This window comes from Actinomadura sp. ATCC 39365, assembly GCF_054392275.1.
Map to the genome: position 1 here is coordinate 8,387,415 of NZ_CP184335.1, position 26,392 is coordinate 8,413,806.

The following is a 26,392-nucleotide window of genomic DNA, read 5'->3' on the forward strand; positions in this document are numbered from 1 at the left end:
CGTCGTGGTCGTGGACTGGCTGGTGGGCCGGGCCTCGCCGGAGTTCGTGGCGGGCCTGCGGGACGGTACCACCCGGACACCTGGAGGGCGGGACGCCAGAGGTTGTTCGACATCTGGCTCGACCGCTCCGACAGCCCGGAGGTGCGGCGCCACCTGGAGGAGGAGATGGCCGGCTTCGAGGAGGAGATGTGGACCAGGTCCTGCCGGGTGATCGAGGCGGCGTACGCCCGGTGGGGCTCGCCGCTGGAGCGGATGCTGGCGATCAAGGAGGAACGGCCCATCGCGCACCTGTTCTCGCAGCCCGGCGACCTCGGCCACCGCCGGGAGCAGCGCGCGTTCAGCGCCGGGCACCCGTGGTTCCAGCCGCGCTGGCTGGGCGGTCCCACGCACTTCCCGACCCTCGACTCGCCCGAGCTCATCTCCGAGGCGATCCTGGCGTTCACGGCGGGCGCGGGACGCTGAGCTGCGTCCAGGCCCGGGCGCGGGACGGTGAGCGGCGTGCGGGGCCGGGTGGCCGGGGCTCGCGTATGCTTGCGGTCCCATGAGCGAGCAGTTGACGATCGGCGAGCTGGCCGAGCATCCGAACGAAAAGTCCCGTTAGCGGAGCAGCGTTGAGCGGCTTGCCGTGACTATCCGTTCAAATGCATCTCGCCGAAGGGTTTCCGCAGGTCATGGCGGAAGCGGGCGTGTCCCTGCGGATTCAGGCCGAGTCACGCCTACTCAGGGCCGGGGAGCGGTTGCCGGCTTGCTTCGGCCATCGGCTTCATGTGCAGCGGTCTGCCGCGGGCCGCTGGCCCGTGACGGCAGCAGCACGACGATGATCACAGCACCGAGCGCCACGCAGACCGCGCCCGCCGTGAGCCCGCCCGAGTAGCCCATGATGGCCAGCGCGGCCACCCCGACGGCACCGCCGACCTGCTGAACGGAGGTGAACAGGGCCGAGCCGAGACCGGCGTCCTCCTCGGTGGTGCCGTCGACCGCGGCCACCGCCATGACGGGCAGGCTCAGCCCGTTGCCCACACTCAGTATGAGCATGCCGGGCAGGACGTGGGCGGTGTAGGAGTCGCCCGCCGCCACGCCGGACAGCAGCAGCAGGCCGGTGATGTTGACCAAGAAGGCCAGCAGGAGCGCCCAGCGCGTCCCGATCCTGAGCGAAACGCGGGAGGACAGCCACATGCCCGCCAGGATGCTGGCGCCGTAGGGCAGATAGGCGATGCCGGCCAGGAACGGGCTGTAGCCCAGAACGGTCTGCACTTGGATCATCAGCAGGAACGACATCGCGTACATCGCCATCGAGAACAGCAGGGTCGCGCCGTTGGCCACCGCCCGCGTCCGCGAGGCCAGGAACGATGCGGGCACCAGCGGCGCCGCCGCCCGCGACTCGACCATCAGGAACGCCGCTGCCAGGACCGCGGAGAACCCGACGGCCCCGATGACGATCGGATCGCTCCAGCCGGTCTCTCCGGCCCTCAGCAGCCCGTACACCAGCGACACCGCAGCACCGGTGACCAGGACCGCGCCGGGAACGTCGAGGCGGCGCCGCCTGCCGAGGGCGCGGGACTCGGGGACCAGGCGCGGGAGCAACGCCAGGGCCACGGCGACGATGGGCAGGTTGATCAGGAAGATGCCGCGCCAGGACACCAGATCGGTCAGTGCCCCGGACAGCACCAGGCCCGAGGTCCCGCCCAGGGCGGCGATACCACCCCAGATGCCCAGCGCCTTGGCCCGCTCCTCCGGCCCCGGATACAGCAACGTGATCATCGACATCGCCGCCGGGCTGGCCATCGCAGCGCCGCCGCCCTGGACAAACCGCCCGATCACGAGCTGCCACGGCTCCTGAGCCAGCCCGCAGCCCAGGCTGGCCACCCCGAACGACGCCACCCCGATGAGGAAGACGCGACGGCGGCCCAGCAGATCCGCCATCCGGCCGCACAGCAGCAGCAAACCGCCGAAGGCCAGGAAGTAGGCGTTGACGACCCAGGGCAAGCCAGACGCGCTGAAGCCCAGCTCATCGCTGATGCTGGGCAGGGCAACGTTCACAACGGTGTCATCAAGCACGAGCATGAACTGGACGAGACACAACACAATCATCGGCACCCGACGACGTTATGATCCGCCGTATTTGGCCACAATCCGCGATGAGGCCAGACTGTGTCGCATGGAGGACATAGGCGCGATCATCGTCGGCCACTTCCCACTTGCCTCGGGTGAATGGATCCCCCCGCACCGCCACACCCACCACCAAATCGCCTGGACCCGGCGCGGCGTCCTGAGCGTAAAAGTGGGCGAGGTGTACTGGGTCCTGCCGCCCACCAGGGCGCTGTGGCTGCCCGCGGGGGTCGCCCACGCCACCGGCGCGACCCGCGACGCCGTGCTCTGCAGCCTGTACCTGGCGCCGGAGCGCTGCCCACTGGACTGGCCCGAGCCCACGGCGGTCGGCGTCGACGGCCTGCTGGCCGAGCTGATCGGCTACCTGGCACGCACCGACCTCACCGGCGACGCGCGACTGCGCGCCGAGGCGGTGGTGCCCGACCTGCTACGCCCGCTGCCCACCCGGCCCATCGACGTGCCCCAGCCCACCGACGAGCGTGTCCGGGTGGTGGCGGCCGCCCTGCTGGCCAATCCCGCCGACCCGCGCAGCCTGGAGGCTCACGCCCGCGCGGCGGGCGTGAGCAGGCGGACGTTGACGCGGTTGTTCGTGCGCGACACGGGCATGAGCTTCGATCATTGGCGCACGCAGGTACGGCTGCGCGCCGCCCTCCCGCTGCTGGCCGAGGGGCAGCCGGTGTCGCGGGTAGCACACGACGTGGGGTACGCCACGGCGAGCGCCTTCCTGGCCGCCTTCCGCCGCACCGTCGGCACCACACCCCGGCGCTACCTGATCAGTCGTTGACTTTGATCTTCTCCATGGCAGCCGGGGAGATGACTCTGGCAACGCGCTGACGGCTTGTTCAGCACGGGCTAAGTGGTCGGCGGGCCGCCAGCCGCATGTCGTCGGACGTCAGGTGGCTGGGGCGAATTCGTCGGCACGGTCGGCCGCCCACTGCGCGAGCGTGCGGCCCTTCCTGCCGGTGACCTGCTCGAAGGCGGGTGAGACCGGCGGGGGCTCGTCGGCGTACTCGGCCTGGTAGCACAGGACGTACTCGGCGATCTCCATGGGGAGCCCAGCCTTGATGTAGGCCTGGCGGGCTTGCCCGAACGTCAGCCCTTCGAACGCGAACTTCGCGATGGTGGAGATCGGTGCAGGGGGTGCCATCGGAATACGGCAGAGCTGGGCCGCGAGGTGAGATAGCCGCTGGTCAGCGTCGCGTGAGGGCTGCGTAGGCGGCGGAGCGACCGATTTGAAGGTGCGGGCGGCCTCGCTGACCGAGACGCCGTCGTCGATCAGGCGATGCAGTGTGGCCAGTTCGGCGGTGCCTGTGACGCGTGGCCGGCTGGTCTTCCCCTTGCCGGGCAGCAAAGCGCCAGTGGCTTCGCGGCGCCGGACCGTGAGGCCCGACGCCGCCGCGGGCGGCCAGGTCAGTCGCGCGCGGAGCCGCCCGTGGCCGGTGTGTTCAGCTGCGTGCTCGTCAGGCCGGTGAGCTCCTCGAGGGAGACGCTGTGCCGCGACCCGTCCTGGAGGATCGCCGTGACGCTCTTGACGCCGCCACGAAGTGAGGCGTTCTCGCGCTCCTCCGTCGTCGGCGCGTCCGGCCACCAGGCCGCGAAGTAGCCGCCGGTGACGGTCGCGGTCACGTCGCCTTTCGCCTCCGTGGAGAGCTCCAGGCCCACCACGTCGGCACCGACTCTGCCGGTCACGGTACGCACGCTCTCCTCACTCGTGCTCAGGGCCGAGCCGAGGGCGGCCCGCGCCGACCCCGCAGGAACCGGTGGAAGCGGTTGTGCGCCGGGCCCCGGCGCGCTGCCATGCGCGCCGACGAGGTCGCCGTCGCGGAGCAGGCAGGTGATCTCGGCCAGGTGGCTGCTGCCGTCGTTGACGTAGACGAGCGTCCATGGCCCCCGGCCCTCGGTCACCACGGGCCGGAAGCCGAGGTCGCGGCCGGTTGTGCGCTTGGCGGTGTCCTGGGCATGGTCGAGGCACTTCTCCTGGGCGTCGATGGCCCGGTCACCGCTCACCGTGTGCGGCGTCGCGGTCCACGCTGCCATCGCCGAGCCGCCGCCGAACACGCTGGGCAGCAGCAGCGCTGCCGCGATGCCGGCGGCCACCCCTCCGCCGGCAACGGTGAGACGCCTGGCGGTGAGTACGCGAGGGCTGCTGGTCGTCGCTGCGGGCGCCCCCATGGGGTCGGTGGCCATCACCCGGGCCAGCAGGGCCTGAGCCTTGGGGTCGATGCTGGTGTCCAGGTCAGCGGGGGTGACGGCCGGGTCGAGGCCGCGCAGGGCGTGGTCGAGGGTGTCGTTCATCACATGCTCCTGGAGTCAACGGTGGCGGTCGCCACGGGCTGGGTCGTAGTGGCGGGGGCGGCGTCGGCGTGGTGGCGCAGGGCACGCCGGGCACGGGCGAGCCTGAGCCGGAACGCGACGGGAGTGATGCCGAGCACCCGCGCGGCCTGTGGGGCTGTGAGGCCATCCCACACGGCCAAGGCGAGCGTCTCCTGGTGGCGCGGGCTGAGCCGCCGCCACGCCTGGACGAGGTCGAGCCGACGTGCCACCAGCTCGGGGTCCAGCCCGGCCGCCGCGGCGTCGGTCAGCCGGCTGTCGGCGATGCGGACGGTGAGCGCCTGCCGTCGCTGGTCGGCCCGCAGCCCGTTGCGGAGAGTGCGGTGCGCCACGCCGAACAGCCAGGCGCGCGCCTCGTCCGCCGCACGCGGCACGTCGTCCAGGCGCCGCCAGGCGACGAGGAACACGTCGGCGACCACGTCCTCGGCGTGGGAGGGGTGGACGCGACGTTCGACGAACCGCAGCAACGCGGCGTACGTCTGCTCGTAGAGGTGGGCGAAGCGCTGGCTGCGCGGCGGCCCGGTGTCGGTGACGTTCATACCCAGGTCATGTCCGGCGGGCCCGCAGGTGTGTCGCGAAACCGGGGTCCTCGTAGTTTCAGCCGTGAATCCAGCGCAGAAATGCCTGACCTGCGCGTAACCGCCCGGGTGAGCCCCGGGTACGCCGTCCGATCGATCGAGGCCATCCAAACCTCCAGGGACCATTGCTAAGCAGCCGAAACGCAAGGACCTTAACGATCAGCGATCAAGCCCGCGGCCCGTTTCCGCCGTCTTCCGGTGGCCCCCCGGTGTGCCGCCTACGTCGCCTACTCCGGGCGCGGTCGGCCGCCGAGCTACTGCAGCAAGTCCTGCCGGGTGCGCACCACCGAGCGCTGCCTGCAGCGCGACATCGCCGCGGCGATCGTGAGCGCCGAGCCGGTGCGCGAGGTCCGCACCGAGACCACACGACCATCGAAAACCAGCAGAGCACTTCAGCGCGAACTCCTGGCGCATCACGCTAAGGGACGGTGGGGGCGTAACTGCGCAGGAAGGCCCGTACGCCGATGGTGACGAGCCGAGTGATCTCTTCCTGGGGCAGCGGGACGGCGCCGTAGAACGTCTGCTGGTTGACATCGGTGACGGTCAACAGGGTGAGGTGGGCGGCGGCGCTGTCGGCGTCCTGGATGTCCAGCAGGCCGCGGTCGGCGATCCGGCGCAGGTATGGTGCCAGGCGCAGGTGCCCGGTCTGTGGTCCGGCTGCGATCCAGGACTTCAGGATCGGTGGAGGGATGTGCGCGGCCTCGGCCTCGATGGCCCGTACCAGAGCGAAGTGATCGGGAAAAGAGGTCACTGCGGCGACCCGGTCGAGGGAGAAGTCGATCAGGTCCTGCTCCAGGTCCACGATTTTGTGCAGGTGCCGGTCCATGATCTGTGCGATCGCGGCGGTGACGTCCTCGGCGCCTTCCAGCGCGACGGTCAGGAACAGCTGTTCCTTGTCGGTGAAGTGGTTGTAGACCGTCCGCTTGGACACCCCGGCCGCGGCGGCGATGGCGTCCATGCTGGCGCGGGTGTAGCCGTTGCGGCCGAACACACGGCGAGCGGCTTGGGTGATCGCCTGCCGCTTGTCCGCTCTGCCGTACGGCTCGGGCCGGCTCAGGGTCATCGGTGTCCTTTCGGGCTGGGGCTACTTGGCCGCAGTGTACGGGCGGACCTTGCGTGACAGGGCGTTGAGCAGTTCTCGCAGCAGGTCGGCGGTGTAGGGGTCGCTCAGCTCGCGTTCGCCGGTGAAGCGGGTGTCACAGTGGAACACCGTGACCTCCGGTTTGACCACGACTTCGGCCCCCACCGCGGCCAGGATCTGGCGGAGGGCGAGTTGCGCGCGTACCGAACCGAACGGTCCCGGTGAGGCGCCTGCGATGGCCACCGGCTTGCCACGCAACAACCCTTCGGGTGGGGTGCTCGCCCAGTCGATGGCGTTCTTCAGTACGGCCGGGACCGAGGCGTTGTGTTCCGGGGTGGCGATCAGCAGGGCGTCGGCGGCGGCGATGCGGGCCCGGAATTCGGCGACCGGCACGGGTGGCGTACCGCTGTCCAGGTCAAACTACACCGTTGAGTGCAAATTTTACACTATTCGGTGTACTTTGAGCGAGTGATCCATGCAACTGCACACAGGGGACGGATCTCCGTCCTCTCTCTCGCCTTGCTGGCGACGCCGACCTCACTCAGCGCCAACAGCACCACCACCGTCATCCCCGCTCTGGCCCACGCGCTCGACATTTCGGCCGCCGACGCCACCTGGGCCGCCACCGCCTTCGGCTGGGGTGCTGGGCGCCCCACGCACCGCCGCGCTGCTGCGTACCCGCGGCAGCCGCGTCGCCACACTCGCCAACGCCGCCCTGGTGCTGCTCGGCACGCTCCTGGTGGCACTCGCGCCGGCGCTGCCGATGCTGCTGGCCGGACGCGCCGCTCAGGCTGCCGGCGGGGGCGGCCTGGTGACCCTCGCCGTCACCCTGGCCGGGACGACCTCCCGACAGGCGTGATCACCGCCGGAGTCGGCCTCGTCGGCGCGTTCGGCCCGCTGGTCGGCTCCACCCTGTCAGCGATCTCCTGGCAGACGCCGCTGCTGCTGTCCGTGCCCGCGCTGCCGGCCGTCCCCGCCGTCCTGCGCCACACCCCCGCACACCCCCACGATCACGACGCCGGACCCGCCGACGCCTCCGCGCCCACCGACATCGTCGGCATCCTGCTGGTGATGACGCTGATCAGCGCGTTCATCCTGCCCCCGCGCCTGGGCCCGGCCACACTGGCCGCAGCCGCCATCGCGACCGCGCTCCTGACCCAGCACATCCGCAGGAACAACGCCGGGTTCATCCCCCGGGCGGTGGTGAGCTCCCGCGTGTTCATCATCGCCTCGGCGACCGCGTGCGCGCTGTCCACCTCCTACTTCGCCCCGCTCTACACCGTTCCCAGCATGCTGGAACGCCACTGGCCGGCCGAACGGATCGGGCTGGCGACGCTCGTCATGCTGGCCGCCGGCTCAATCGCCTCGCTGCTGTTCACCCGCTGGACCTCCCGGTACGACCCCGCCCTCACCCGGACGGTCCTCCTGACCGCCGGCGCCGTGGCCGTGGCCCTGCCGCTGACCGCGCCCTGGCCGACGGCCCTCGTGGCGGCCAACGCGTTCGCAGTGTTCGCCGCCACGGCGGCGATGGCCTGGCACTCCGATCGCGCCGGCAAGGCCGTGCCAGGCGCGCATCGAGCCACCGCGCTCGCCCTGTTCACCCTGTGCTACCAACTCGGCGGCGCCTTCGGTCCGGCGCTGGCCGGCCTCCTGATCGCGTAAGCGGGGGCTCCGGTCCCAGCACTGGAGGATGCCCGTCCTGGTAGTTCGCTCGACGGTGAGAGGCGCACAGCCTGGGGCCGTCGACAAACGGTGACATTCGGGGGACGACGCGCTCATATTTGGCGCCAAGGGTGGTTCGTCATGGACGAACCACGCACCATCCCTCCCCGGCCCCGAGACAGGCTGTACGCCGCGGCCACGCTGGTGCTCGCCGTGCTGCTGCTGCCGCCAGCCCTCGTTCGCCATCCAGGCCGCGCCCGCGAACTGGCCTGCCGCTGGGCGTTGCGGATGCGATTCCCCGCCGAGAACCTCGCCGGGCTCACCGACGGCGCGACGGCCGCGTTCACCGCGGCACGCACCGAGGCGCTGTGGCGTCACGGCCAGCTCATCGGCGTCACCTCCGGGTACCGCGACCCCGTCGTCCAGCAGCGGATGTTCGACGACGAGGTGCGCCGTTCCGGCTCTCCGTTCCTGGCCCGCATGCTCGTGCTGCCACCGGCCGAGTCCAGCCACGTCAAGGGCATCGCCCTGGACGTGCGCCCGCACGAAGGCGCTCGCTGGCTGGAGGAGCACGGCGCCCGCTACGACCTCTACCGCCTGTACGACAACGAGTGGTGGCATTTCGAGCACCGCCCGGACAGGCGGGGCATACCGCCGCGACGGCTCCCCCACCCCGGCGTGCACCACCTCTTGGAGAAGGGGTAGCGATCCATGTCCGGTTCTCTGGGGCGGCGGCTGCGCGCGGCGCGCGAGATGGCGTTCGTGGGGCGGGAGGAGGAGCTCGCGCTTTTCACCACGGCGCTGTACAGCGGCGCCCGCAGCGTCCTGTACGTGCACGGTCCGGGCGGCATCGGGAAGTCGGCCCTGCTGCGGCGCTTCGCCGACGAGGCCGAGACGGCGGGGCGGCCCGTGTCCATGCTGGACGAGCGCCTGATGGACCCGGCGGCCTGCCAGGACGACGCGGTGCTGCTGTTCGACGGTTTCGACCGCGTGCAGAGCCTGGAGGGGTGGCTGCGCGAACGGTTCCTGCCGCGGGTGCCCGCGGGGGCGCTGGTGGTGATCGCGGGACGGAACCCGCCGGATGTGCGCTGGCAGGCGGACCCGGCATGGGCGGGGTCGCTGGAGGTGCTGCCGCTGCGCGATCTGCGGGCCGCGGACGCGCACACCCTGCTGGACGCCGCCGGTGTGCCGGCCGAGGCGCGCGAGCCGCTGCTCGCCTTCGCCGGCGGTCACCCGCTGGCGCTGCTCCTGGGGGCGGCCGTGGCGGCGAAGGACGGCGGGCGATGGAGGCCTGATCAGGACCTGGTGGCCGAGTTGCTGGATCAGCTGGTGGGCGAGCTGCCCTCGGCCGCGCACCGGCGTGCCCTGGAGATCTGCGCGCACGCGTACAGGACGACGGAGGACCTGCTGCGGGCGGCCTTCCCCGAGGACGCGGGGACGCTGTTCCGCTGGCTGCTGCGGTTGCCGTTCGTCGAATCGAGCGGTCTCGGGCTGTTCCCGCACGGCGTGGTCCGGCGGCTGCTGGAGGCGGACCTGCGCTGGCGGGACCCCGAGGCGTACACGGTGATGCACGAGCGCGTGCATGCGCGCGTGGCGGACAGGGTGCGTACGGCGAGCGACGCGGACGTGCCCGGCGCGGTGGCGGCACTGCTCCATCTCCACCACGGGCCGCCTACCGGCGACGGCGAGTTCCAGGAAGAGGCCTTGCCACAGGCGGAGGCCGGCATCCTGGTGCAGGAGGCGGCATTCTGGGTGGAGCGTCAGCCGGAAGCGTTCCGCCTCTATCGAAGCGCCGAGACGGGCGAGCCGGTGGCTCTCTCCGCGTGGCTGCGGTTGACGGAGCTCGATGAGGAGGAGCTGGCGGCCGATCCCGTCGTGGCCGCGGCGTGGGCGCACGCGCGCGCCACCACCCCGCTGCGCGCCGGTGAGCACCTGGCGGTCAGCAGGCAGTGGGTGCTGCCGCCGTACCGCGGTAACTCGCTGTTGCTGGAGCTGATCCAGTGGCGAGCGCTCGGCAACTGTCTGCGGGCCGAACGGCTGGCCTGGTCGTACATCGAAGCACGGACGGAGCGGTATCACGGGATGCGTGACATCTCCGGCGGCCTGTTCGTTCATGACTGGCGGGCGGTGCCCGCGCAGGCGTGGCTGGAGCAGATGGTCAAGAGGCCCGCGAGCGGCCCTGGCGCCGCTACGGCGAGACTGGCGGTGCTGTCCAGGGAGGAGTTCGCCGACGCGGTCCGCGGAGCGTTGCGCAGGTTGCCGCGGCCGGACGAGCTGGCCACCTCCCCCCTGACGCGCACCAGGCTGGTCGCCGAGGAGCAGAATCCCGCCACGGCTCTGGGTGACCTGCTGCGCCAGGCGATCGGCGACCTGAGCGAGGACCCGCGCTCGGTCAAGTTCCATCGGGCGCTGTCCGTCACGTTCCTCTGCGGTACGCCCACGCAGGAGCTGGCCGCGGAACGGCTCGGCATCCCCTTCACCACCTACCGCCGCCACCTGGCGGCCGGCATCGAACGGGTCTGCGCCGACCTGTGGCACCGCGAGCTGTACGGAACCAGCCGTACGTGAATCACTCGGCGAGGGCGAACCCGACCGCCGCCTCGGCGTGCAGCCGGGCGCTCGGCAGCACAGGGATCGGGCTGTGCTTCTCACTGATCAGCAGCTCGATCTCCGTGCAGCCGAGGACGACGCCCTCCGCGCCGTCGTCCGCGAGGTCCTGGATGATCCGCGCGTAGGCGTCCCTGGACGCTTCCCTGATCACCCCGCGCACCAGCTCGTCGAAGATCACGTCGTGGACCAGCTTCCGCTGTTCGCGACGCGGGACGACCACCTCGACGCCGTGGGCGGCCAGCCGATCCAGGTAGAACGGCTCCTCCATGGTGAACCTGGTGCCGAGCAGGCCGACCTTGCGCATGCCCCTGGCGCGGATCTCGGCGCCCACGGTGTCGGCGATGTGCAGCACCGGCACGCCCACGGCCCGCTCCACGTCATCGCTCACCCGGCTAAAGGTGTTGCTGCAGACGAGCAGGACGTCGGCGCCGGAATCCTCCAGTCGCCTGCCCGCACCGGTCAGCAACGTGCTCACCTCGTCCCAGCGGTCGGCGAAGATGAGGTCCTCTACCGTCGTGTAGTCGACCGACCAGATGAGGCTGTTGGCGGAATGGCTGCCGCCGAGGTGCTCGCGGGTGCGCTGGTTGATGATCTGGTAGTAGATCACCGTCGATTCCCAGCTCAACCCGCCTATAAGACCGATGGTGCGCATGGAACTCCGTTTCGCCGGCTCGTCGCCGGAAGGCTTGACAGGGTGGCCGGTCATTCGGCAGAACAGAAGCTGTTCAGGCGTCGGCCAGCGCGCGGGCGCAGGTGCCGAGCCCGATCTCGCTTGAGGCCTTGACGAACACCACGTCGCCCGGTTCGAGCAGCGAGCCGGCCAGCTCGGTGGCGCCGGGCACGTCCTCGACCGTGTGGACGGCCACGCCCCGGTTCGCGGACTCCGCCGCCCACGCCATCGCGAGCGGATCCCCCTCCCCCACCGCGATCAGCACGTCGAAGCGGAGGTCGGCGACGAGCCGGCCGATCTCGACGTGCCGGGCGCGCGAGGTGTCCGCCTGCTGCCCCATCGCGCCGAGCACGGCGACGGTACGGCGGGCGCCCGCCATCGCCCGCACCGCCCGCAGCCCGGCCTTCATGGACTCGGGGCTGGCGTTGTAGGCGTCGTTGACGATGGTGATGCCGTCACGTCGTTCGACGATCTCCAACCGGCCCCCGGAGCGCCGCCGGGCGGCGTTCAGTCCCTCGGCGATCTCGGCGGCGCCCAGGCCGAGCGCGGTGGCCACGGCGGCGGCGGCCAGCGCGTTGCCCACCTGATGCTCGCCTATGAGGTCGAGCGTGACCGGGGCGCCGCCGTCCGGCGTCACCAGCTCGAACACGGGCCGCGCGCGGTCGTCCATCCGCACGCCTTCCGCCCGCACCTGTGCCCCCGCCGCCGCGCCGTACAGCAGGACCTTGGCCCTGGTACGGCCGGCCATCCCGACGACGTACGGGTCGTCGGCGTTGAGCAGCGCGAACCCGTCCGCCGGAAGCGCCTCGACCAGCTCGCCCTTGGCCTCGGCTATGTCGGCCGGCCCGGATCCCATGCGCTCCACGTGCGCGCTGCCGACATTGAGCACCAGCCCAAGCTGCGGTGGCGCGAGTCCGGTCAGGTACGTCAGGTCGCCCTTCCTGCTGGCCCCCATCTCCAGCACCAGGTACCGGGTGGCGGCATCGGCGCGCAGCACGGTGAGCGGCAGTCCGAGCTCGTTGTTGAACGACCTGTCCGTGGCGACCGTCTCGGCGTGCCGTTCGAGCACCTGCGCCAGCAGGTCCTTGGTGGTGGTCTTGCCCACGGAGCCGGTCAGGCCGATCACGGTCGGGCTGATGCGTCCGAGCAGGTGCTTGGCCAGCACGCCGAGCGCGAGCTGTACGTCGTCGACCACGAGGGCGGGCACGCCGACGGGCCGCGAGGCCAGCACGGCGACGGCGCCGCCCTCGACGGCACGGCCCGCGTAGTCGTGGCCGTCGACGCGGGCGCCGACCGTCGCGGCGAACAGGCCGCCGGGCACCACCTCGCGCGAATCGACCGCCGCGGGCGCCGTCACCAGCGCGCGCGGATCGCGCACGTCGTGCAGGCTCGCGCCGACGACCTGCGCGATCCTCTCCAGCGTCGTGGCGATCACTTGCCCCTCCTGACGGTCACTTGCCTGCTTCCGGCGATCACTTGCCGCTCCGGGCGAACGCGAGGTCGATGAGGCGGCGCAGCAGATCCGGGTACGGGACACCGCTCTCGGCCCAGGCCCTGGCGTAGACGGAACGGGCCGTGAAGCCGGGCATGGTGTTGATCTCCAGCACGTACAGGCGTCCCGACTCCTCCTCGTAGAGGAAGTCGACCCTGGCCAGGCCGTAACCGCCGATCGCCTGGAAGGCGCGCAGCGACATCTCGCGCACGTCCTCGGCCACGCGTTCAGGCAGGACGGCGGGGATCGTGGCGATCTCGGCATTGCTGAGGTACTTGGCCTCGTAGTCGAGCCAGTCGCCTGGCACGAGGAGCTCGCCGGGCAGCGACGCCTCCGGGAAGTCGTGACCGCCGAGCACGCTGCAGATGAGCTCGCGCGCGGCTACCTCTTGCTCGACGATGACCAACCGGTCGTGGGTCAGCGCCAGCTCCACACCCGCGCGCAGCTCCTCCATCGTGGTGACACGCGAGATGCCGATGGAGGAGCCCAGACCGGACGGTTTCACGTACATCGGCCAGTCGAGCGACTTCACCAGCCCCCAGGAGTCGATGGTGGCGCGCCATTCGTGCTCGGTGAACCACACACCCGGAGTGACAGGGATGCCCTCCGCCAGGAACGCGCGCCGCATCGCGACCTTGTCCATCGCCACGGCGGAGGCCAGGACGCCGCAACCCACGTACGGGATGCCCAGCGTCTCCAGGTGCCCCTGGACGACGCCGTCCTCGCCGAACGGTCCGTGCAGCACCGGGAAGACCACGTCCACCTGATCGCGTCGCAGCTCCACCGGCCACCTGCCCTGGCGGTCGATGATGACGGGCACGGGCTCGTACAGCTCCTTCGGCAGGGCGTCGAGCACGGCGTGCGCCGACAGCAGCGACACCTCGTGCTCGGCGGACGGCCCGCCGGCCAGCACCGCCACGCGTACGCGTTCTGTCACTATCGATCAGCCTTCCTCGGTGGGACGGTCGCAGGACCTGCCTGCCGAGTGTCGGCATTTCACCTGACCAGTTCCCAGGCCATTCACTGTCCAATTTCCGGCTATAGGCGCATGAGTGGGCCGAAGATGTCCACGCCTGTGCCGCCGCGGCTCCCACCTCACCTGGTCGCCGTGGGCTGGAACGGTGACGGTGACCGGGCGGCCGGCACTTGGCTCTGCGGCGTGCACGGTCACGTCCCGCCTCCCGTCCCTGTCGAGCATCGCGGCCATGGCCTGGCCGTCGGTGATGCCGAAGGGTGCTTCCATGCCGACGCCGATCATCAGCAGCGGTGCGGCGGCCGCTGCGACCGGATTGTCGGCGTTCAGTCCCATCAGCCATAGGTTCCCCACCACCGCCAGGGCCAGAGCGATGAGGCTCCGGCCCAGAAAGGCGCGGTTGGCGACCAGGAAGGGAGCCAGGACCGGGGCGGCGCTGCGCCGCCGGGAAAGGCCGAACCACACCAGCGCGACCAGCCCGGCGACGGCGGTGACCAGGATGAGCGGATGGGTCCAGCCGAAGGCGGGCGCCTCCAGCAACGCGAACATCAACAGGGTCGGCGCGGCGACGAACAGCGCACTGCCCGTCAGGTCGAACGGAGCAAAGACTGGCGGCTGGGAGGTATGTGTGCAGTCGCAGCCGAGAGCGGAGGTCGCGAACAGCGAACTCGTCTGGAACTCTGCGCTGAGGGCCCGTAGAAGGCCGGCAGCGTCGTGTTCGTGGAGAAGCCGGCGGCTTCGAGCTGTCCTTCGCGTTCGCCCCGCCGCACGCCATCGGCCAGTACCAGGGGCTGTTCGGGATGCGCATGAGCGCGCTGGAGTTCCTCGGCCCGGCCGTCGTTACCACGCTGTGCCTGGGCTGGAGCCGCCCCGGCTGGATCGCCCTCGGCGTCGGCTTCGCCCTCGTCGGCCTCCTGGTGCCACCCGCGGCCCGGCTCGCCGAACGGCAGGCCACCCTGGTCAGCGCCCGGGTGGCGGATCAGCGGCCGTGATAGTGCGGTAGATCGAGCGGCGGCACCGGGAAGCCGCCTGCGGTCGGCTCTTCGCCGAGCTCCTCGAACTCGGCGTCGACCTGTGCCTTCCTGGCTTCCCTTCGCCGCTGGCCGACGGTGTCGAACCGCATCCAGATGGCCAGTACGCCGACGGCGATGACGACCCCGAGCGCGATGGAGACGACTCCCGGGCTCTGCGTGATCGTCCGGACGGCGGCGACGAGGAGGATCCAGCCCAGATTGACCGGGATGAGGACCTTCCAGCCCAAGGACATGAGCTGGTCGTAGCGCACGCGGGGCAGCGAGGCGCGGACCCAGATGATGAAGCAGAACGTCAGCACGAACTTGATGAAGAACCAGAGCATCGGCCACCAGCCCTCGTTCGCGCCCGCCCACAGCGAGATCGGGAGCGGCGCCCGCCAGCCACCCATGAACAGGGTGACCGCGATGCCGGAGGCGGTGAACGTGTGCAGGTACTCGCCCATCATGATCAGAGCGAACTTCAGCGACGAGGAGTACTCCGTCTGGAACCCGCCGACCAGCTCACCCTCACCCTCGGGCAGGTCGAACGGAATCCGCGCCGCGTCACCGAACATGCAGACCACATACACCAGGAACGACGGCAGCAGCATGATGCCGTACCACAGCGACGTCTGCGCGTTCACGATCTCCGAGGTCGACAGCGTCCCGGCGAAGATGAAGACGGCCACGAACGACAGGCCCATCGCGATCTCGTAGGAGACCACCTGCGCCGCCGAACGCAAACCACCGAGCAGCGCGTACGGCGAGCGCGACGACCACCCGGCCAGCACCACCCCGTACACCGAGATGGCCCCCATCGCCAGCATGAACAACACCGCCACCGGCAGATCGACCAGCTGCAACGGCGTCTGGTGCCCGAACATCCACACCTTCGGCCCGAACGGCACGATCGAGAACGCCACGAACGCCGGAACCACCATCATGACCGGAGCCAGCAGATACAGCACCTTGTCCACGGTGTTGGGGAAGAGATCCTCCTTCAACCCCATCTTGATCGCGTCCGCCACCGACTGCAGGATCCCGAAGGGTCCCGCCCGGTTGGGGCCGATGCGGTTCTGCATCCTGGAGATGAGCTTGCGCTCGAACCAGACCCCGAACACGACCCCCAGCGACAGGAAGAGGAACAGGAATACCGCCTTGACGATGGTGATCCCCAGCGGATCCCTGCCGAAGTCGGCGAGCGTGACTCCCATGACGTGCTGCCCCTTCCCGTCCCGGGCACGCCGTTCGGCCGGGAGCGGAAGGTCACGCTATTCGGCGAGCCGCCCGGTGTCTTGAACGAATGCGAACAGCTGCGCGGGCGTCAGCCGCGACATCGCCCTGATCTCCCGGCTGAGATGCGGCTGGTCGGCGAAACCACAGCTCAGGGCCGCGTCCAGGGTGGCTGACGGGCGGCGCCAGCTGTCCACGGTCCGCTGGAAGCGGGCGATCCGGGCGACGGTCTTGGGTGACAAACCCACCACTCTGCGAAATCCGAGCTCGACGTACCGCCTGCTGACACCGACCTCGGCGGCGAGGCCCGCGATCGTGCGCGGACAGTCCGGGGCCTGCAGCCGCCACCAGGCGCGCATGATCAGGTGGTCGCGTCCCGGGCCGGGGCACAGCCACGCCGTCAGGCGCTCCCACAGCAGGGCGAAGCGCTCATCCCAGCTCGCTGACTCGCCCAGCCGCCCCGCCAGCTCCTCGGCCCGGACGCCGAGGAGGTCAGCGAGCGGCACGGTCGCCCCGGCCACCTCCCGGACCGGCGCGCCCGTCAGCGCGGACATCCCGACGGGGGTGAGCCCGACCGCCATCCCGTGACGCCACGGCGTGCGGACCGCGAACGTCGCGGTGGCGCGCGGGCCGGTGACGATCGGGCTCATGCCGGTGAAGTCGACGATCAAGGTGGCCGCGTTGAGCGGCAGCATCCGCGCGTCCTCCGCCGTCCGCGTCCGGAACCCCGCCGCCCCCAGCGCGTACGGGCGCAGGTGCAGCGGCGACCGCCGCACAATCATCTCGTACGGCTCAGCCTGCCTCAGCGCGGGCACCGAGTGGATCATGCCGTGGTCGGCAGGAGCATGGCGCGTGCCTGACGTGCCTTACATGCCAGACCGACCATGGATAACGCGTCAGACATGTTCTGAATCCTTCATGTGCCTAGCATGCCTGACACTCCAACAGCACCGAAGATGACCGGAGCACCGCGGCCTTCGAACGCGAACGCGAGTCCCTGATCATGATGTGCGGCATACCGGCGGAGTTCCTCCCGGAGGCCCACGAATGGGATTTCAGCCGACCGGGCACCTTCGGGATCCTGTGACCGGCTGAGCCTGCCGTGCTCACGGCACCCGTTCCACTTCCTTGGAAGTGGAACGGCCACCGGGCTGGGTGGTGGCATCTGTGGAAACGGACACCACGGGACAGCCCTCGTTCCACAATTCGTTCCACTTGGTGCGTTCCGAAAAGAGCGTATGGGAACGATTTCCGGTACGACCTCGGGATGGAACCGGGAACGATCATGCTCCACCCGGACTCGAGCTCGGGTATGCCCGGGTTTCGACCACGCAGCAGTCCCTCGACCGGCAACTGGACGCTTTCGCCGCGGCCGGGATCACCGACGAGCGGACCTACATCGACAAGAAGACCGGCACCAACCTCGACCGCGACGGACTGAACCGGCTGCCGGCTTATGCCCGGCCCGGCGACACCATCGTCGTGCACACCCTCGACCGGATCGGCCGCAACCTGCGCGAGGTGCTCAACCTCGTCCACGAACTATCGGAGAAGAAGATCGGAGTACGGTCGCTGGCCGACCCACTGCCCATCAATACCGCCGACGAGGGGATGGGACGCATCGCCTTCCTCCTCCTGGCTCTGTTCGCCGAGATGGAACGCAGCTTCACCACCGAACGCGCCGCCCACGCCCGCGCCGTCGCTGAAGCCAACCACCGCCAGATCGGCCGACCTCTCGCCCACCCCGAAGACAAGATCGAATACGCCCGACCCTTGCAGGCCCGGGGCGACTCCCTCGGCGTCATCGCAGGCAAGACGGGTATCCCCAAGACTTCGCTGCACCGCTACCTCGGCGACTGACAGCTGCGGCCGTTGCGGAATCGAGGGTTTCTGAGACCGCCGGAGACTGGTCTTGATCGCGAACCGCGTACGCTCAGAGCATGTCCGACTCGATCAAGCAGACCGTTGAAGCCCTGTCGGGCATGGACGACGTGAACAGTGTGCGCGACCTGGCGGAGCGAAGGCTGACCCAGGGAGATGCCATGTTCGTCGCAGATCTTGGAATCGCCCTCTTCAAGCGGTTCGGGGCATCCTCCAATCCGATCTGGCAGTACCGAAGCGTGTTCGACTCCGTTCTGCGTCTTCTGACCGTCGCAGCCGGACGTGAGCACATGGAGCAGACGCTCCGCCTTCTTGCGGTCGTCGAAGAAGGAGACCGCAAGAAGGCGCGGTATCTGGCGTCACTCCTTGCCTCCAACCATTCTGCAGAGGACCTGGCACAGGTCTTCGCCGGTGGGTTGCGGAGCGAGGGCGGCTCAGAGGAACTCCGGGCATGCCTCGTTCATGAACTGATCCTCCGGGACTCGGTCATCGAAAATGTGCCGGCGATCGCGAAGTGGGCCACGTCTCCGCACTGGAGCCACCACCCCTTGCGGTGGCTTCCTCTGAGACGCTCACCAGTAGAAGAGGGACACGAGCTTCCCGGCTACAGCGTTCGCGGCTCCAGCCACTCGCTTCCCTTCGGACCGTCAGACGAAGGATCAGCGGTCACCTCCGAGAAAGGCGCCGCTCCACCCCCGGTCCGTGAGATCAGCACGCCCGAGACTTCCGAGGCCATCGAGAGCGCCGTCACGAACTGGGCAGAGGAATCGAACGGCCGGATCGAATCCAGATCATTCGAGCTCGACGGACCTGCAGGATCGATCGCCGACCTGCTCGCCGCGCTGAATCTCGAATGCCTCACTGGTCTCGGCCGCAAGATGACGCTGTCGACTTCTTCCTGTCCACCTTCTCGGGCCTGGCAGGTGTTGTTCGCCGCCGCGTCCACGGGAGGCGCCTACAACCAAGGCCTCTACGGCGCGTACGGCAGGCTGGCCGCATGGCAGTCGCTCCGCGGCTTGACCGGAACGTCGGGCGGGGCGGCCTTCGCCGACACCGAACAGCGAGTCCAGACATCCCGCTGGTACACCTTCGGAGCGACCACGAAATGGTTCGAGCAAGTCGCCTGGGACATCGGCATCACCGCCCTGTCTCCGGATAACCAACGACTACGCTTGCTCGCCGCAACCGACACGGACTGATCTTGCGCGGGATCCTCAGGAAGCCATGAGCCCTCTGCGCTCAGCCGTCTGTGCACACGACTTCAGAAATCCGTGCAGTTGACTTCGGGCATCGACAAAGTCGTCGTCGCGCGCCCCAGAGGTGTTTCATAGGAGTGTTTCAAAGGATCACCCGTTTGAACCGACTCATGAAACAGCATTCGCCCTGGACGTGCCCGGCGGGACTGTAAAAACAACGGTGTAACTCCTGATCACGGAGGACACCCCTGATGAGTACTGTGATCCAGGCATCGACGGAGATCGACCTGGAGGACGGCGCCGTGGCGCGCAAGCAGCCGAAGGACGTCAAGGCCAAAGAGTCGGATCGAGAGCTGGTGGCCCGGCTGGTCGACCAGGCCCGTGCCGAGGGCGTGGAGCTGGTCGGTGAGAACGGGCTGCTGGGCAGGCTGACCAAGCTGGTGCTGGAGTCTGCTCTAGAAGGTGAGATCACCGACCATCTCGGCCACGACAAGCACGAACGCTCTGGCAACGAGACCGGTAACACCCGCAACGGCAGCCGATCCAAGACCGTCATCACCGACGTCGGGCCCGTGGAGATCACCGTGCCGCGGGACCGGGACGGTAGTTTCGAGCCGAAGATCGTACGCAAGCGGCAGCGGCGCCTGTCCGGGGTCGATGAGATGGTCATCTCGCTGGCCGCCAAGGGCTTGACCACCGGGGAGATCTCCGCCCACCTGGCCGAGGTCTACGGCGCCGAGGTGTCCAAGCAGACCATCTCCACCATCACCGACAAGGTGCTGGACGGGATGGCCGAATGGCAGAACCGGCCGCTCGACCCCGTCTACCCGGTGATCTTCATCGACGCCATCCACGTGAAGCTGCGCGACGGCCAGGTCGCCAACCGGCCCATCTACGTGGCCATGGCCGTCACCGTGGACGGTGAGCGCGACATCCTCGGATTGTGGGCCGGCGACGGCGGCGAAGGGGCCAAGTTCTGGCTGCATGTGCTGACCGAGATCAAGAACCGCGGCGTCGGCGATGCGCTGATGGTGGTCTGCGACGGCCTCAAGGCGCCTGCCGCAGGCCATCGAACAGGTCTGGCCGCAGGCCGTCGTGCAGACGTGCGTCGTTCATTTGCTGCGCGCCTCGTTCCGGTATGCCGCTCGCCAGCACTGGGATGCCATCGCCAAGGCGCTCAAGCCGGTCTACACCGCGCCGACCGAGGCCGCCGCGCTGGAGCGTTTCCTGGAGTTCGCCGAGACGTGGGGCGGCAGGTATCCGGCGATCGTGAAGCTGTGGGAGGACGCCTGGGCCGAGTTCGTCCCCTTCCTCAACTTCGACACCGAGATCCGCCGGGTGATCTGCTCGACCAACGCCATCGAGTCGGTCAACGCCCGCATCCGGCGGGCGGTCAAGGCCCGCGGCCACTTCCCCAACGAGCAAGCCGCGCTCAAGTGCGTCTACATGGCCATCATGAGCCTGGACCCGACCGGCAAGGGCCGCAAACGCTGGATCACCCGCTGGAAGGCCGCTCTGAACGCCTTCGCCATCACCTTCGAAGGCCGCTTGACCTCGACCACCCGATAATCACTCAAGATCGAGATACACCGTTATCTAGACAGTCCCTGCCCGGCCGGAGGCAGTGTTTCATGGGTGTTTTCGCTTATGGAACACCGCACCCGACTGCGCCATCGAGAGTGTGGGCATGGTGCTGGGGGTACGGAGAGATCCGCCCTGGAGTCCAGGGCGGATCTCTCCGTGGCGTCGCTGGGGCTCAAGTGAGTGCCCTGCGTCTGATGGCGGCGAGGCCGGCCACGATGAGGACGGCGGTGATGCCTGTCATGATCGCGATGGCGGTGGCGGTGAAGGGCTCGCCAGTGATGACCATGGGCAGGTTGGGGTAGGGCACGGCGTACTTGGCGATCCGGTAGTCGATGCCGAGGATCGGGCCGAGTACCTCGCCGAAGAGGTTGACGAACAGGAAGGCCGCCCAGGAGATCGCGGCCGCGGCGCGGGGCAGCAGGCCGAAGGCCAGGACGCCGACCCCGGCCATCATCCAGGTGGCGGGCACTTGCACCAGGGCGCCGGCGAGGACCTTGCCGGGCGCTCCGGCCACCAGGCCCATGGTCAGTCCCGCGGTGGCGAGGATCAGGGCGGTTCCGGCCAGGGCGAAGAGCAGGTGGCCTGCGACCCAGCGCGCGCGGGAGACCGGGGTGGACAGGAGCAGCTCAGCTCGGCCGGTGGTCTCCTCGCTGCGCAGCCGCAGCAGGGCCAGCAGCGGGTAGAGGGCCGAGACGTAGCCGAGGCTGAGCACGATCAGCCACAGGTAGGCGTCGGTCATGGTGGCCTCGGGCGAGGCGGTGTAGCGGCGGAAGAACTCCTCGACGGCGGCGCCCTGCCGGGCGACCTCCTCGATGGAGGTGGCCAGGGCGCCCAGAACCAGCCCGGCGATCGCGTATCCGGCGATCCAGCCGGCGAGCAGGCCCTTCTGCAGCCGCCGGGCCAGGCGCAGGGGGCTGCGCAGCCGGTCGGAGGCGGCCGGGCCGGGACGTTCGGGAATCAGGCCGTGACCGAGGTCGCGCCGGGTGAGCAGCCGGTAGGCCAGGGCGAGGGTCGCGGCGGTGAAGGCGAGGCTGAGCAGCAGCACGGTCACGTTGTTGTCCCCGTACGGCCGTACCAGGTGCGACCAGCCTTGCGGTGAGAGCCACTTGAGCGCGGCCAGGCCGCTGCCGTCGGCGACGAAGCGCAGCACGTAGCTGAGGCCCAGGCCGAGCGCGGCCACGCCGATCGCGGTACGCGCGGTCTGGGTGAGCTGGGCGGCCACCGCGCCCATGCCGGCGAAGACCAGGCCGGCGGCCGTGATCGCGGCGCCGAAGGCCAGCGACCCGGCCGCGCCCGCGCCGGTCGCGGCCATGGCGGCGGCGGTGAGCAGCCCGGCCAGGACGGCCGAGCCGCAGGCGACGGCGAGCGCGGCGGTCAGCGGTGCCAGGCGGCCGACCACGCCGGCGCCGACCAGTTCGGCGCGGCCGGACTCCTCCTCGCCCCGGCTGTGCCGGACGACGGTGAGGATCATGATCAGGCCGAGGATGGTGTAGATGGCGTCGGCGTTCTTCCAGACCGCCATGCCGGCCAGGGTGGCGGAGGGGATCTCGCCGGCGAACGCGGTCAGCGCCTGGTTGGCGGCCATCTCGCGGGCGAAGGCTGCGATGTCGGGAATGCCGGCGGCGTACCGCTGGACCTGCCCGGCCGCGAGCGTGACGAGCAGCAGCAGCCAGAGCGGGACGATGAGGCGCTCACGCTTGAGCGCGAGCTTGGTCAGGGTCCAGGTGCCGTTCATCGCTCCGTCCTCTCGCTCTCGTAGTGGCGCAGGAACAGGTCTTCCAGCGAGGGCGGGGTGCAGGTCAGGTCGCGTACGCCCACCCTGATCAGCTCGGCCAGCGCCGCATCCAGCCGGGTACGGTCCACCTCGAAGGAGATCCGGTTTCCCTCGATGCGCACCGCGTGCAGGTCCGGCATCCGGGCCAGCCCCTCGGGTGGGGAGGCCAGCTCGGCGGTGACCTGACTGCGGGCCAGACCGCGTAGCTGGGACAGGGGGCCGGCCTGCACCGTCCGGCCCCGGCGGATGATCGTGACGCGGTCGCACAGCGCCTCCACCTCCGACAGGATGTGGCTGGACAGCAGCACGGTCCGGCCGCGGGCCTTCTCCTCGGCCACACACTGCTGGAAGACCGCCTCCATCAGCGGGTCCAGGCCGGAGGTGGGCTCGTCCAGGATGAGCAGGTCGGCGTCGGACGCGAACGCCGCCACCAGCGCCACCTTCTGCCGGTTGCCCTTGGAGTAGGTCTTGGCCTTCTTGCGCGGGTCCAGCTCGAACCGCTCCAACAGTTCCGCCCGCCGGGCTCGGTCCAGGCCGCCGCGCAGCCGGCCGAGCAAATCGATCACCTCGCCGCCGGACAGGCCCGGCCACAGGCTCACGTCACCCGGCACGTACGCCACCCGCCGGTGCAGCTCGGCCGCCTCGCGCCACGGGTCACCAGCCAGCAGCGTCACCCGGCCGGCGTCGGCCCGCAGCAGGCCCAGCAGGGTCCTGATGGTGGTCGACTTCCCGGCCCCGTTCGGGCCGAGGAAGCCGTGCACCTCCCCGGCTCGTACGGTCAGGTCCAGACCGTCCAGGGCCCGGGCCCGGCCGAAGGACTTGACCAGTCCCTCCACGTCGATGGCCAGTTCCATGGCCGCCACACTCCTCGTCTTGTTCCCTTTGGTGCTGGTCAAGACGTTAGAAGCGGCGATCATCCGGCGGTATCGGGCATGTGCCCCTATTCGAGGCTCAGGCGGGCCAGCTCCGTCCGGGTGGAGACGCCGAGCTTGGGGAAGGCGCGGTAGAGGTGGTGGCCGACGGTCTTGGGGCTGAGGAACAGCCGCGCGGCGATCTCCTTGTTCGTCGCACCGGTCGCCGCGAGCCGTACCACCTGCAACTCCTGCGGGGTGAGCTGGGCCGCCGCGTCCGCCGTCGCCGTGGGGACGGAGCTTTCGCCGGCCGCGCGCAGCTCAGCGCGGGCATGCTCGGCCCACGGTGCCGCGCCGAGCCGTTCGAACCGCTCCAGTGCCTCGCGCAGGTGCGTGCGGGCCTCGGCCTTGTGCCGCTCGCGGCGCAGCCATTCGCCGTACAGCAGCTCGGTACGGGCCCGTTCGAACGGCCGGACCTCGCCCTGCAGCTCCAGTGCCCGCACGTACAGGGAGCCATCCCCGCTCGTCAGCGCACGGCAGCGCAGCACGAGACCGTCCTCCCACGGCAGGCGGGCGGCGGCGGCCCACTGCTCCAGCCGGGCCAGCGGCTCCGCGGCGCGTTCCGGACGGCCGAGCCGAACGGCCGCCTCCACCTGGTCGGCCGCGAAGTGCACGCCGGGGCCCACGTGCCGGATCGGGCCGCAGGTGGCCGTCTCCAGCCGGTCCAGAGCCGCCTCGTACCGGCCCCGGCCGAGGTCGAGCAGCGCCAGCGCCCACTCGCACCACGCGGCCACGAGCGCGTTGGCGTGCGCGGGGAAACGCCGCAGGCTCCGCTCGGCAGGACGCGTGCCGGGCTCGTCGCCGCGGACGGCGGCCACGTACGCCAGCAGCGCCTCGGCGTGCGCCATCCGGCTGGGCTGGCCGGTGTCCTCGGCGATGCGCAGCGCCTCGCTCGCGGACTGGATCGCGTCGCGATGACGACCCAGGTTGATCTCGGCGGTCGCGAGGGTGCACAGCACCATCGGCAGCCAGCCGACGGCCCCGCTCGCGCGGCTCTCCTCGGCCAGGCCGGCCATGATGTCGCGGGTGTCGTCGTAGTCGCCGGTCAGTAGCGCCTGCGACGCCACGTTGAGCCGCAATCCCCGCGGGCCGTTCCTGCCCTGCGCGACGTGCTCACGCAGCAGCGCCACGCCCTCGGCGGCCTCAGCCGCGTCGTCGGAGTACAGCTTCAGCGCCCCGCCTATGGAGGCGACGAGCTTGTCCCTGAACGGATCCGGAGGCAGCATTTCGAGCATTCGGTGGGCCTGCGCCACCCGTCCGGGATCACCTGCCGACCAGGACGCGCGCGCCGCGTCCGCCAGCATCGACGCGGCGGCGTCCGCAGCGAGCGGCGCGACCTGGCGCGCCGCCGCGACCAGCACCTCATGGACCGTGCGCAACGAGCCGTGCTCGAACTCCACCCGGGCCCGCACGGTCGCGACGCGCGCCAGCACCCGGGCGTCCTCGGTGAGCCGCGACGCCTGACCGGCCAAGTGGCGGGCGCGGTCGGGCAGCCCCGCGTCCACGGCGATCTCGGCGGCCAGCACCAGCCGCCGCGCCCGCTCCGCTTCCTCGGAGGTGAGCCGGACGGCTCGCTCCAGCGCCGTGACCGCCGTGGCGTGCCCGGAACGCCGGCGGGCGCGCAGGGCGGCCGCCTCCAGGTCCGCCGCCACCTCCTCATCCGGCCCGGTGGCCGCCGCCGCCCGGTGCCAGGCCGCCCGGTCGGGGTCGCCGGCCAGCGCGTCCGCGAGCGCGGCGTGCGCGGCCAGCCGGTCGGTGAAGGGCGCGCCCCGATAGGCGGCCGTACGGATGAGCGGATGCCGAAAGACGACCGTCTGCTCCTCTACGGTGATCAGCCCCTCGCCCTCGGCCGCCGCCAGCGCGTCCGCCGCCAGCCCGAGAACCGTCATGGCCCGCAGCGTGGCCGCCAGCGCGCCACTCTCCTCCGCCGCCGCGACCAGCAGGGCGTTACGGGCCGGCGCGGGCAGTTTGCCGATGCGTTGCTGGTAGGCGTCCTGCAGCCGGTGCGGCAGCGGGAGGTGCCCGGGCTCGCCGTCGTCGGTCTTGGGCAGTTCGAGCAGGGCCAGCGGGTTGCCGTCGGCCTCGGACAGCACCCGGTCCCGTATATGCACCGGCAGGTCGGGAGCGTGCTCGGCAAGCAGCGCCCGCGCAGCCGTCGCATCCAGCCGCTTGAGCGCCAGTTCGGGCACGCCCGGCAGGGCAGCTCCCTCGCGCGCCGCGAACAGCAGGAACACCTTCTCGGCCATCAGCCGGCGGGCGGCAAACGCCAGCGCCTCGGCCGACGGCCGGTCCAGCCACTGCGCGTCGTCCACCAGGCACAACACCGGCCCCTCCGCGGCCAGCTCCGCCAGCAGCGACACCGTGGCCAAGCCGACCAGGAACCGGTTGTCGCCCCCCTCCGCGGCCAACCCCAGCGCCGCCCGCAACGCCTCCGCCTGAGGACCGGGAAGGCCGGGCAGGTGCCCCATCGCTCCGGACAGCAGCACCTGCAGCGCCGCAAATGGCAGCTCGGCCTCGCTCTCCACGCCCGTGCAGCCGAGCACCTGGAACTCCTGGCCCGAACCCGCCCACCGCAGCAGCGCCGACTTGCCACCACCCGGCTCACCCAGGACCATGACGGCACCGCCCCGGCCAGAGGCGGCCTCCGCCAGGAGCCGGCCGAGTTCCCGCTGCTCCCGCTCCCGCCCATACAACATCAGGCGCTCCTTGCGCTCCCAGGCCTGGTGATATCAACGCTGGGCAGCATACGCGTTTGGCGGTGTGCCGCTGATTGGGGCAGCGCGTGAGCGACCAGCGGGTGGCGCCGAACCCCGGACTCGCGGCCCGTCAGCATGAGCTCGTGCAGGACGGCTGCCAGGATCGCGTCCACATCCACGGGCCCCTCCGCGAGGGTCCGTCGCATCTTCACGAAGATCTGGACCATCCGCCGGGCGATGTCCGCGTCGAGCGTGGTGACCGGGCCGGCCCGGCCGATCCAGCCGAGTTCGAGATAGATCTCTGCCGCGCTGCCATCGCACAGCGTCCACCACTCCTCCCACCCTTGGTGCGGGCCGTAGGCGTGCCGCATGCCCGGACGCAGCCACACGGCCGCGGGTGCACTGATCGGATGGCGGACCCCGTCGGCGTCGATCCAGCCGTCACCGCGTACCACCAGCACCAGGGCGTACGAGTCGAGGGTGCGTGGACCGCATGGTCGCAAGGCTCCCTCCTGCCATCCGACGCCGAGGCAGGTCAGGCCCAGCCGCTCGAGCGCCGGTGCCGGGGTGAAGTAGCGAGCCCAACTCATGAGTCCAA

Annotated in this window: 25 protein-coding genes and 1 pseudogene; 10 read left to right on the forward strand and 16 right to left on the reverse strand. The window is 70.4% G+C overall.

Annotated elements, in window-relative coordinates:
• Positions 1 to 102: 102 nt before the first annotated feature.
• Positions 103 to 462 carry a hypothetical protein gene (locus ACNF49_RS40420; protein ID WP_482941021.1) on the forward strand — a complete coding sequence of 120 codons (360 nt, stop codon included), beginning with the start codon at positions 103 to 105 and terminating at the stop codon, positions 460 to 462.
• 258 nt (positions 463 to 720) lie between these two features.
• On the opposite strand, the gene ACNF49_RS40425 is transcribed toward ACNF49_RS40420, so the two are convergent.
• Positions 721 to 2,091, reverse strand: a complete 1,371-nt coding sequence (locus tag ACNF49_RS40425) for an MFS transporter (RefSeq protein ID WP_482945648.1) — start codon at positions 2,089 to 2,091, stop codon at positions 721 to 723.
• Positions 2,092 to 2,158: 67 nt separating this feature from the next.
• Here ACNF49_RS40425 and ACNF49_RS40430 point away from each other — a divergent pair, with 67 nt between their 5' ends.
• Positions 2,159 to 2,893, forward strand: coding sequence for a helix-turn-helix transcriptional regulator (locus ACNF49_RS40430; RefSeq protein WP_357971560.1), 735 nt, complete (start codon positions 2,159 to 2,161; stop codon positions 2,891 to 2,893).
• Positions 2,894 to 3,001: 108 nt separating this feature from the next.
• Here ACNF49_RS40430 and ACNF49_RS40435 read toward each other — a convergent pair whose 3' ends face one another.
• From ACNF49_RS40435 to ACNF49_RS40455, 5 genes are all read right to left on the reverse strand, one after another.
• Complete coding sequence (locus tag ACNF49_RS40435; RefSeq protein WP_482941022.1) at positions 3,002 to 3,460, reverse strand: hypothetical protein; 459 nt, start codon at positions 3,458 to 3,460, stop codon at positions 3,002 to 3,004.
• 59 nt (positions 3,461 to 3,519) lie between these two features.
• Entirely contained in the window at positions 3,520 to 4,404 is an 885-nt protein-coding gene (locus ACNF49_RS40440) for a hypothetical protein (RefSeq protein ID WP_482941023.1), read from the reverse strand.
• Complete coding sequence (locus ACNF49_RS40445; protein WP_482941024.1) at positions 4,404 to 4,979, reverse strand: RNA polymerase sigma factor; 576 nt, start codon at positions 4,977 to 4,979, stop codon at positions 4,404 to 4,406. Before ACNF49_RS40445 ends, ACNF49_RS40440 begins: the two co-directional genes overlap by 1 nt.
• A gap of 457 nt (positions 4,980 to 5,436) precedes the next feature.
• Positions 5,437 to 6,081 (reverse strand): TetR/AcrR family transcriptional regulator, encoded by a 645-nt coding sequence (locus ACNF49_RS40450; protein WP_482941025.1) that lies wholly within the window; start codon positions 6,079 to 6,081, stop codon positions 5,437 to 5,439.
• A gap of 21 nt (positions 6,082 to 6,102) precedes the next feature.
• Complete coding sequence (locus ACNF49_RS40455) at positions 6,103 to 6,492, reverse strand: NADPH-dependent FMN reductase (protein ID WP_357988694.1); 390 nt, start codon at positions 6,490 to 6,492, stop codon at positions 6,103 to 6,105.
• A gap of 247 nt (positions 6,493 to 6,739) precedes the next feature.
• Between ACNF49_RS40455 and ACNF49_RS40460 the strand changes: the two genes are divergently transcribed.
• From ACNF49_RS40460 to ACNF49_RS40475, 4 genes are all read left to right on the forward strand, one after another.
• A complete protein-coding gene (locus ACNF49_RS40460; RefSeq protein ID WP_482941026.1) occupies positions 6,740 to 6,958 on the forward strand; it encodes a hypothetical protein in 219 nt (72 codons plus the stop codon).
• Entirely contained in the window at positions 6,955 to 7,761 is an 807-nt protein-coding gene (locus ACNF49_RS40465) for an MFS transporter (protein ID WP_482941027.1), read from the forward strand. The genes ACNF49_RS40460 and ACNF49_RS40465 overlap by 4 nt, the downstream gene beginning before the upstream one ends.
• 141 nt (positions 7,762 to 7,902) lie before the next feature.
• On the forward strand, positions 7,903 to 8,466 hold the full coding sequence (gene vanY-N / locus ACNF49_RS40470; RefSeq protein WP_482941028.1) for a D,D-peptidase/D,D-carboxypeptidase VanY-N: 564 nt from the start codon (positions 7,903 to 7,905) through the stop codon (positions 8,464 to 8,466).
• Between the two features lie 6 nt (positions 8,467 to 8,472).
• Positions 8,473 to 10,329: an ATP-binding protein gene (locus ACNF49_RS40475; protein ID WP_482941029.1), complete on the forward strand. Its 1,857-nt coding sequence runs from the start codon at positions 8,473 to 8,475 to the stop codon at positions 10,327 to 10,329.
• Position 10,330: 1 nt separating this feature from the next.
• Here the strand turns inward: ACNF49_RS40475 and ACNF49_RS40480 are convergent, their stop codons facing one another.
• The 4 genes from ACNF49_RS40480 to ACNF49_RS40495 all read right to left on the reverse strand — a co-directional run bounded on the left by ACNF49_RS40480 (position 10,331) and on the right by ACNF49_RS40495 (position 14,055).
• A complete protein-coding gene (locus tag ACNF49_RS40480; protein ID WP_357988682.1) occupies positions 10,331 to 11,023 on the reverse strand; it encodes an aspartate/glutamate racemase family protein in 693 nt (230 codons plus the stop codon).
• 73 nt (positions 11,024 to 11,096) lie between these two features.
• The gene (locus tag ACNF49_RS40485; RefSeq protein WP_482941031.1) at positions 11,097 to 12,476 is read right to left on the reverse strand and encodes a UDP-N-acetylmuramoyl-tripeptide--D-alanyl-D-alanine ligase; all 1,380 of its coding nucleotides are present in this window, start codon (positions 12,474 to 12,476) and stop codon (positions 11,097 to 11,099) included.
• 37 nt (positions 12,477 to 12,513) lie between these two features.
• Positions 12,514 to 13,470, reverse strand: a complete 957-nt coding sequence (locus tag ACNF49_RS40490) for a D-alanine--D-alanine ligase family protein (RefSeq protein WP_482941032.1) — start codon at positions 13,468 to 13,470, stop codon at positions 12,514 to 12,516.
• Between the two features lie 6 nt (positions 13,471 to 13,476).
• Positions 13,477 to 14,055, reverse strand: a complete 579-nt coding sequence (locus tag ACNF49_RS40495) for an MFS transporter (RefSeq protein WP_482941033.1) — start codon at positions 14,053 to 14,055, stop codon at positions 13,477 to 13,479.
• Between the two features lie 257 nt (positions 14,056 to 14,312).
• On the opposite strand from ACNF49_RS40495, the gene ACNF49_RS40500 reads away from it, so the two are divergent.
• Complete coding sequence (locus ACNF49_RS40500; protein ID WP_357988670.1) at positions 14,313 to 14,498, forward strand: hypothetical protein; 186 nt, start codon at positions 14,313 to 14,315, stop codon at positions 14,496 to 14,498.
• Here ACNF49_RS40500 and nuoH read toward each other — a convergent pair.
• Positions 14,486 to 15,733 carry an NADH-quinone oxidoreductase subunit NuoH gene (gene nuoH, locus ACNF49_RS40505; protein WP_482941034.1) on the reverse strand — a complete coding sequence of 416 codons (1,248 nt, stop codon included), beginning with the start codon at positions 15,731 to 15,733 and terminating at the stop codon, positions 14,486 to 14,488. The genes ACNF49_RS40500 and nuoH overlap by 13 nt on opposite strands.
• Before the next feature lie 57 nt (positions 15,734 to 15,790).
• Positions 15,791 to 16,567 (reverse strand): helix-turn-helix transcriptional regulator, encoded by a 777-nt coding sequence (locus ACNF49_RS40510; protein WP_357988664.1) that lies wholly within the window; start codon positions 16,565 to 16,567, stop codon positions 15,791 to 15,793.
• Positions 16,568 to 16,919: 352 nt separating this feature from the next.
• Here ACNF49_RS40510 and ACNF49_RS40515 point away from each other — a divergent pair, with 352 nt between their 5' ends.
• From ACNF49_RS40515 to ACNF49_RS40525, 3 genes and pseudogenes are all read left to right on the forward strand, one after another.
• Positions 16,920 to 17,612 carry a recombinase family protein gene (locus ACNF49_RS40515; RefSeq protein WP_482941035.1) on the forward strand — a complete coding sequence of 231 codons (693 nt, stop codon included), beginning with the start codon at positions 16,920 to 16,922 and terminating at the stop codon, positions 17,610 to 17,612.
• An 80-nt stretch (positions 17,613 to 17,692) separates the two neighbouring features.
• The gene (locus tag ACNF49_RS40520; RefSeq protein ID WP_482941036.1) at positions 17,693 to 18,832 is read left to right on the forward strand and encodes a DUF6183 family protein; all 1,140 of its coding nucleotides are present in this window, start codon (positions 17,693 to 17,695) and stop codon (positions 18,830 to 18,832) included.
• 248 nt (positions 18,833 to 19,080) lie between these two features.
• Positions 19,081 to 20,398: pseudogene (locus ACNF49_RS40525) on the forward strand (IS256 family transposase).
• A 187-nt stretch (positions 20,399 to 20,585) separates the two neighbouring features.
• Here ACNF49_RS40525 and ACNF49_RS40530 read toward each other — a convergent pair.
• The 4 genes from ACNF49_RS40530 to ACNF49_RS40545 form a co-directional block, all read right to left on the reverse strand.
• The gene (locus ACNF49_RS40530; RefSeq protein ID WP_357988655.1) at positions 20,586 to 22,148 is read right to left on the reverse strand and encodes an ABC transporter permease; all 1,563 of its coding nucleotides are present in this window, start codon (positions 22,146 to 22,148) and stop codon (positions 20,586 to 20,588) included.
• A complete protein-coding gene (locus tag ACNF49_RS40535; protein WP_482941037.1) occupies positions 22,145 to 23,041 on the reverse strand; it encodes an ABC transporter ATP-binding protein in 897 nt (298 codons plus the stop codon). Before ACNF49_RS40535 ends, ACNF49_RS40530 begins: the two co-directional genes overlap by 4 nt.
• 86 nt (positions 23,042 to 23,127) lie before the next feature.
• Positions 23,128 to 25,794: a helix-turn-helix transcriptional regulator gene (locus ACNF49_RS40540; RefSeq protein ID WP_498703308.1), complete on the reverse strand. Its 2,667-nt coding sequence runs from the start codon at positions 25,792 to 25,794 to the stop codon at positions 23,128 to 23,130.
• Positions 25,794 to 26,384 carry an AraC family ligand binding domain-containing protein gene (locus tag ACNF49_RS40545; RefSeq protein WP_357988646.1) on the reverse strand — a complete coding sequence of 197 codons (591 nt, stop codon included), beginning with the start codon at positions 26,382 to 26,384 and terminating at the stop codon, positions 25,794 to 25,796. Before ACNF49_RS40545 ends, ACNF49_RS40540 begins: the two co-directional genes overlap by 1 nt.
• Between the last annotated feature and the right edge of the window lie 8 nt (positions 26,385 to 26,392).

Bases quoted from the DNA above. Each gene is read 5' to 3' on its own strand.
- ACNF49_RS40425 (WP_482945648.1), bottom strand. From the start codon at position 2,091: ATGATTGTGTTGTGTCTCGTCCAGTTCATGCTCGTGCTTGATGACACC.
- ACNF49_RS40430 (WP_357971560.1), top strand. From the start codon at position 2,159: ATGGAGGACATAGGCGCGATCATCGTCGGCCACTTCCCACTTGCCTCG.
- ACNF49_RS40440 (WP_482941023.1), bottom strand. From the start codon at position 4,404: ATGAACGACACCCTCGACCACGCCCTGCGCGGCCTCGACCCGGCCGTC.
- ACNF49_RS40445 (WP_482941024.1), bottom strand. From the start codon at position 4,979: ATGAACGTCACCGACACCGGGCCGCCGCGCAGCCAGCGCTTCGCCCAC.
- ACNF49_RS40450 (WP_482941025.1), bottom strand. From the start codon at position 6,081: ATGACCCTGAGCCGGCCCGAGCCGTACGGCAGAGCGGACAAGCGGCAG.
- vanY-N (WP_482941028.1), top strand. From the start codon at position 7,903: ATGGACGAACCACGCACCATCCCTCCCCGGCCCCGAGACAGGCTGTAC.
- ACNF49_RS40475 (WP_482941029.1), top strand. From the start codon at position 8,473: ATGTCCGGTTCTCTGGGGCGGCGGCTGCGCGCGGCGCGCGAGATGGCG.
- ACNF49_RS40480 (WP_357988682.1), bottom strand. From the start codon at position 11,023: ATGCGCACCATCGGTCTTATAGGCGGGTTGAGCTGGGAATCGACGGTG.
- ACNF49_RS40495 (WP_482941033.1), bottom strand. From the start codon at position 14,055: ATGTTCGCGTTGCTGGAGGCGCCCGCCTTCGGCTGGACCCATCCGCTC.
- ACNF49_RS40500 (WP_357988670.1), top strand. From the start codon at position 14,313: ATGAGCGCGCTGGAGTTCCTCGGCCCGGCCGTCGTTACCACGCTGTGC.
- nuoH (WP_482941034.1), bottom strand. From the start codon at position 15,733: ATGGGAGTCACGCTCGCCGACTTCGGCAGGGATCCGCTGGGGATCACC.
- ACNF49_RS40520 (WP_482941036.1), top strand. From the start codon at position 17,693: ATGTCCGACTCGATCAAGCAGACCGTTGAAGCCCTGTCGGGCATGGAC.
- ACNF49_RS40530 (WP_357988655.1), bottom strand. From the start codon at position 22,148: ATGAACGGCACCTGGACCCTGACCAAGCTCGCGCTCAAGCGTGAGCGC.
- ACNF49_RS40535 (WP_482941037.1), bottom strand. From the start codon at position 23,041: ATGGAACTGGCCATCGACGTGGAGGGACTGGTCAAGTCCTTCGGCCGG.
- ACNF49_RS40540 (WP_498703308.1), bottom strand. From the start codon at position 25,794: ATGTTGTATGGGCGGGAGCGGGAGCAGCGGGAACTCGGCCGGCTCCTG.
- ACNF49_RS40545 (WP_357988646.1), bottom strand. From the start codon at position 26,384: ATGAGTTGGGCTCGCTACTTCACCCCGGCACCGGCGCTCGAGCGGCTG.